Source organism: Cupriavidus basilensis OR16, assembly GCF_000243095.1.
Lineage (GTDB): Bacteria > Pseudomonadota > Gammaproteobacteria > Burkholderiales > Burkholderiaceae > Cupriavidus > Cupriavidus basilensis_D.
Map to the genome: position 1 here is coordinate 1 of NZ_AHJE01000198.1, position 4461 is coordinate 4461.

4 protein-coding genes are annotated in these 4461 nt (G+C 55.5%); all 4 read left to right on the plus strand.

Translation table 11 applies throughout. The features are described 5' to 3' along the window. On the plus strand, window positions 1-915 hold a 915-nt coding region (locus OR16_RS43900), incomplete at its 5' end, for a polymorphic toxin type 22 domain-containing protein (RefSeq protein ID WP_237717384.1). 413 nt (window positions 916-1328) lie between these two features. Then, window positions 1329-2102: a hypothetical protein gene (locus OR16_RS43905; RefSeq protein WP_141639976.1), complete on the plus strand. Its 774-nt coding sequence runs from the start codon at window positions 1329-1331 to the stop codon at window positions 2100-2102. 638 nt (window positions 2103-2740) lie between these two features. Beyond that, a complete protein-coding gene (locus tag OR16_RS43910; RefSeq protein ID WP_141639977.1) occupies window positions 2741-3433 on the plus strand; it encodes a hypothetical protein in 693 nt (230 codons plus the stop codon). Window positions 3434-4148: 715 nt separating this feature from the next. Continuing rightward, window positions 4149-4461: hypothetical protein (locus tag OR16_RS37850; RefSeq protein ID WP_006164538.1), on the plus strand; the 313-nt coding region annotated here is incomplete at its 3' end.

Sequence of the window (4461 nt, forward strand, 5' to 3'; positions counted from 1 at the left end):
GCGATGCTGGGTGGTGGACTAGTTGCGGACATGCTTGGAAAGAACGGTTCCACGGCCGCAAACGTGGCGATGAACGCCGATCTCTACAACCGTCAGTTGCACCCGGATGAGCAGGCGCGTGCGCAGCAGATCTCGGCGGCAAGCGGAGGCAAATACACGGTGCAGCAGGTTGGCGATGCGATGCGTGCAGCCAGCAACAGCCAGTTGGGTGAAAACGTGACGACCGGTATGGTCGTTGACGGGGTGAGCAATCCCCAAGGGGTGTACGACACAGGCGGGGCTTACTCGGTCCCATCTAAAGATGGACGCACGTTGGTACAGACGGTTCCCAATCAGGTGGATCCGGGTCTGGCGGCATACATCCGATCGATGACAGGGGGCAGCGCGTCGCCATATGGCTGGGATGCGGGGACCCTCGGCACCGTAGCTGCCGGTACGCCAACAACGCCTGCGAATCCATTTGCGCCTGCACCGAATGGCTGTATTACGGCGGAATGCGCCGCGGGCTTGGGCCAGCAAGGACGTGGACTCTTACCGGACTATGCTGCGGCAGGAGGAACTGTTCAGACTATATCGGTGGGCGGGGCAGCGAATCTGTATGACGGAACGATATACACATCCGGCGGGGCAACCTATTCGCGTCCTGCGGCATCTTGGATGCCCAGCGGATACACCACATTCGGCTGGATCTTTGGAGCAAATGATGCGATCGCTGCCAACTCCTTTATGGATGGCTCTGGCAATCAGATCGGGATATCCATTCCAACGCCTTTCCGATTTAATATAGTTGGGGCAATAACGCACGCATATGGCGGATCAACTGCAATCGAATTTGGCCTCGGAACTCCCGGTCCACTTTCTGGGGGGGTGACGCCGTGGTCATATTCGTCAAAATTAACCAGTGAGAGCAAGTAAGGAGTTTGATAATGGTCGGATTTCCGGGGCCCTCTAGAGAACAATACAAGAAGATGTCCCGCGCCAATAAGATCGTGTATTGGTCGTTTATAATCATAGTTTTTTCGATCGTTGGTGGGCTGTGGGTTATTAAGATTATTAAATCAATCTTCTAGAAAAAATATGGGAATTAGTCATTTTGTGGTCTTGCTCTCTAATAGGCTGCTGAAATACCTGCAGCGGAAGTCAGCGCGGCGACCTGCCAAAGCGTTGATTTGAGAACTTGACACTACTCACCCCGACACTGCATGCGCGGCGCAGACCCCTTCACCGAAAGCTTGTGGAGCGCACGAGGTTCGGGACTGGCGATGCTGGGTGGTGGACTAGTCGCGGACGCGCTCGGAAAGAACGGTCCCACGGCCGCAAACTCGGCGATGAACGCCGATCTCTACAACCGGCAGTTGCATCCGGATGATCAAGCGCAAGCGAAGAAGCTCGCTGACTTGGCGAAAACGCAAAGGCTGACAAATACGGACGGTTCTCCTGTTACCGCGACCGATATTGCGAACCAGCTTGCACAAATGGACAAGAGTGCAGCGGGGCAAACGGATGCTGGCGGTAACCGAATGGCGGTGGGGGACAAACCTAACGACGGCACAAACTGGCAGTCCTATGGCGTAAATCAGGCTGGTCAGCACGTGTGGACGCAGGTGCTACCACCCGCGGATTCGGGATTGCAGGCGTTCATCGTGCATAACACCGGGAGCGGTGCGTCAAGCCCAGCTTACACACCGTCAACCCAGCTCCCGATCACGGGTGTGAGAGGCCCCGACTTCGTCAATTTCCAATTGGATCTCTATGTGGCCAGCGTATGGGGGGCGTTTACTCGGGATGGGAATTCATTTGCCGGCGGTGGGCTGAATTTCGGAATGCCGAATCCAGCTGGAGCGACAGCCAGCGTACAATTCGGATGGCTGAATCGATCTTCTGTGGCACCAGGCCAAACCAATAATTTCATGTCCGGATATGCTGGCCAGGCTGTAGGTGCATATGCTGGTCTGGGAGCTGGAACCGCGTATTCTCCAGGAAATGGGTCTGCGACCGTGATTGGCTTCGGCGTTGGCGAAACGGTGGGCGATACCAAAAATCCGATTTCAGTCGGTGGGGGGTATTCTCTTGATCGAGGTAAGACAGGACTTGGTTGGTAAATATGCCGTTTCCAGCATCTTCCCCTAAAACGCGAGTCCAAAAGATCGTTTGGTGGATCTGTTTCGTATCAGGCATGGGTTTTATTGCCTACGTGATCCTCAAGAACATCTTTGGGTGGCAATGAGTGGATGTAGCTTGGGGGCATAGGCTGTCGTGGAGCAATTGCCCGTTTGGCATTCGGCTGCGTTCGAGTGTCCGTACCCGCGTTGCCTTGACGCGCGAGCTGCCGCCGGACAGGCGGCAGCTCGCCGTCGATCTCCAGCCGCCCCCTTCCTAGTCGCCGCACTGGCGATACACACGTGATTGCAATTGAATCCGAGCTAGGCGGCTAGACTGAGTGCATTCGTGCGCACGTAGGCGCGCGCCTTGCTCTTTAACGAAGCCCGGTTGCGTAGGCAAAAACCGCCTGCCGCCCCCGTATCTGGGCGTCGACCACTCGCAAGGCCTTGCCGCGTCTAGGGTTGCGGGGTATCGCCATCGGCGGGGCGGCCGCTGCCGCTATGGCCCCTACGCTGAACGCGGTAGTGTACGACATGGGGCTTTGGCTAGCGCACTGGGTGCGGGTCTGGCGATGCTGGGTGGTGGACTAGTCGCGGACGCCCTCGGAAAGAACGGTTCCACGGCCGCAAACGCGGCGATGAACGCCGATCTCTACAACCGGCAGTTGCACGCGGACGATCAGGCACAAGCGAAGAAGCTGGCAGCCCAAGCGAAGGCGCAAGGACTGGCGAATACCGATGGCTCTCCTGTTACCGAGACGGACATTGACAATCAGCTAGCGCAGATGGACAAGCGTGCCGGAGGCCAATCGGATGCTGGCGGTAATCGTATTTATGGCGTCAATCAGGCTGGTCAGCAAGTGTGGACGCAAGTGCTGCCGCCAGCGGATTCGGGATTGCAGGCGTTTATAGTGCAAAATACCGGTAACCGCCCATCTCTTCCCAACTATACGCCGTCGACTCAGCTTCCCATCACGGGACCGCGCGGCCCGGACTTTGTGAATTTCCAACTCGACTACTATGTGGGTAGCGTGTGGGGAACGTTCACCCGAGATGGAAACTCGTTCGTGGGTGGTGGCGCGAACGTATCAATTGGATGGCTCAATACAGGAACTGTCACGCCCGGCCAAACGAATAATTTTGCCGGAGGGTATGCTGGTGGTGCGACCTCCGTATTTACTGGTGTTGGGGGAGGCATCGTTGTGTCACCGGGTAACGGGACAGCAACTGTTATCGGAGTTGGAGCCGATATGGGGGCCGCGAATATCAAAAATCCAATAGGATTCGGTGAAGGGTATTCTTCGGATCGAGGTCAAACTGGCATTGGTTAGTGAATATTATGGGAATATCAATAAGGTCTACACCAAAGACGCGAACGCAGAAAATTGTCTGGTGGATGTTTTTTGCAGCAATAATGGGATTTATAGTCTATGTCGTTGCAAATAATGTGATTGGATTTTAGGCGAAAAAGACTCTGTTAATCGTGACTTGTGTGGCGATAGTGAATTCCTTCGCCGCGATTTGGGGAGCAATTTATTTTGGAGGGGATACGATTAATGGCATGGCGAAAGATGGAAAGTATTTTTTGAGCTGGCACGGAAAATATGCCGAAGTCTCAGAGGCTATATTTACATATAGCCGCATACACATGTCAAGTGCTTACGCTCTCATCTTGGTGTCAATGTTGTTAGCTGCAATTGTCAGGCCGAAGCTTGAAGAAGCAAAATGGCCGAGGCGTCTCATATTTATTTTTTTTACTGACGATTTGTTTTGCGGTATGGAAGTATGGGTTCTAATTTAAGGGGCTACTTAGTCTTACTGTGTCACAAGAGAAGTCGTTCGTTAGGCTGCTCCTGGATGAAATTACACCTTGCCCAATATACGCATCGATGAGGTACCTGATGGTCTATGCGTGCAAGCTAGCTGCCCAGTACAAGGATGTATCCCCGGGCTGCGCAGTGTTGGGTTGGGAGGGGGCTTCGGAGCGGCCCCCAGCAATCTTGAATTGTGTTAGCACATGGCCATGAGCGGCGAACGGCATGGAGCATGGTGGCTGAGGTGATACACGATCCGGCAGGACTTCCAACGTCAGAAGCTGCCCGGCAGGCGATCCTCGCCCGGAGCGCAGCGCTGGGGCTGTCTCTTGCGCAGGCGCAGCGGTTCGCGGCCGCCCTCGACGGTACCGATCCGCACGCGCTGCTGCGCGTGCTCGGCCTGGACCTCTCCATGTTGAAGCCACTGAGACCTCGGCACTGGCTCTGGATGGCGGCGCAGACGTCCAGCGTGAGCTATCGGGACACCCTGACGCCCGATGCGCCGCTTGGGGCGCTGGATGATCGTAAGCGCCAGTTTCGGCACA

Bases quoted from the DNA above. Each gene is read 5' to 3' on its own strand.
- OR16_RS43905 (WP_141639976.1), top strand. From the start codon at position 1,329: ATGAACGCCGATCTCTACAACCGGCAGTTGCATCCGGATGATCAAGCG.
- OR16_RS43910 (WP_141639977.1), top strand. From the start codon at position 2,741: ATGAACGCCGATCTCTACAACCGGCAGTTGCACGCGGACGATCAGGCA.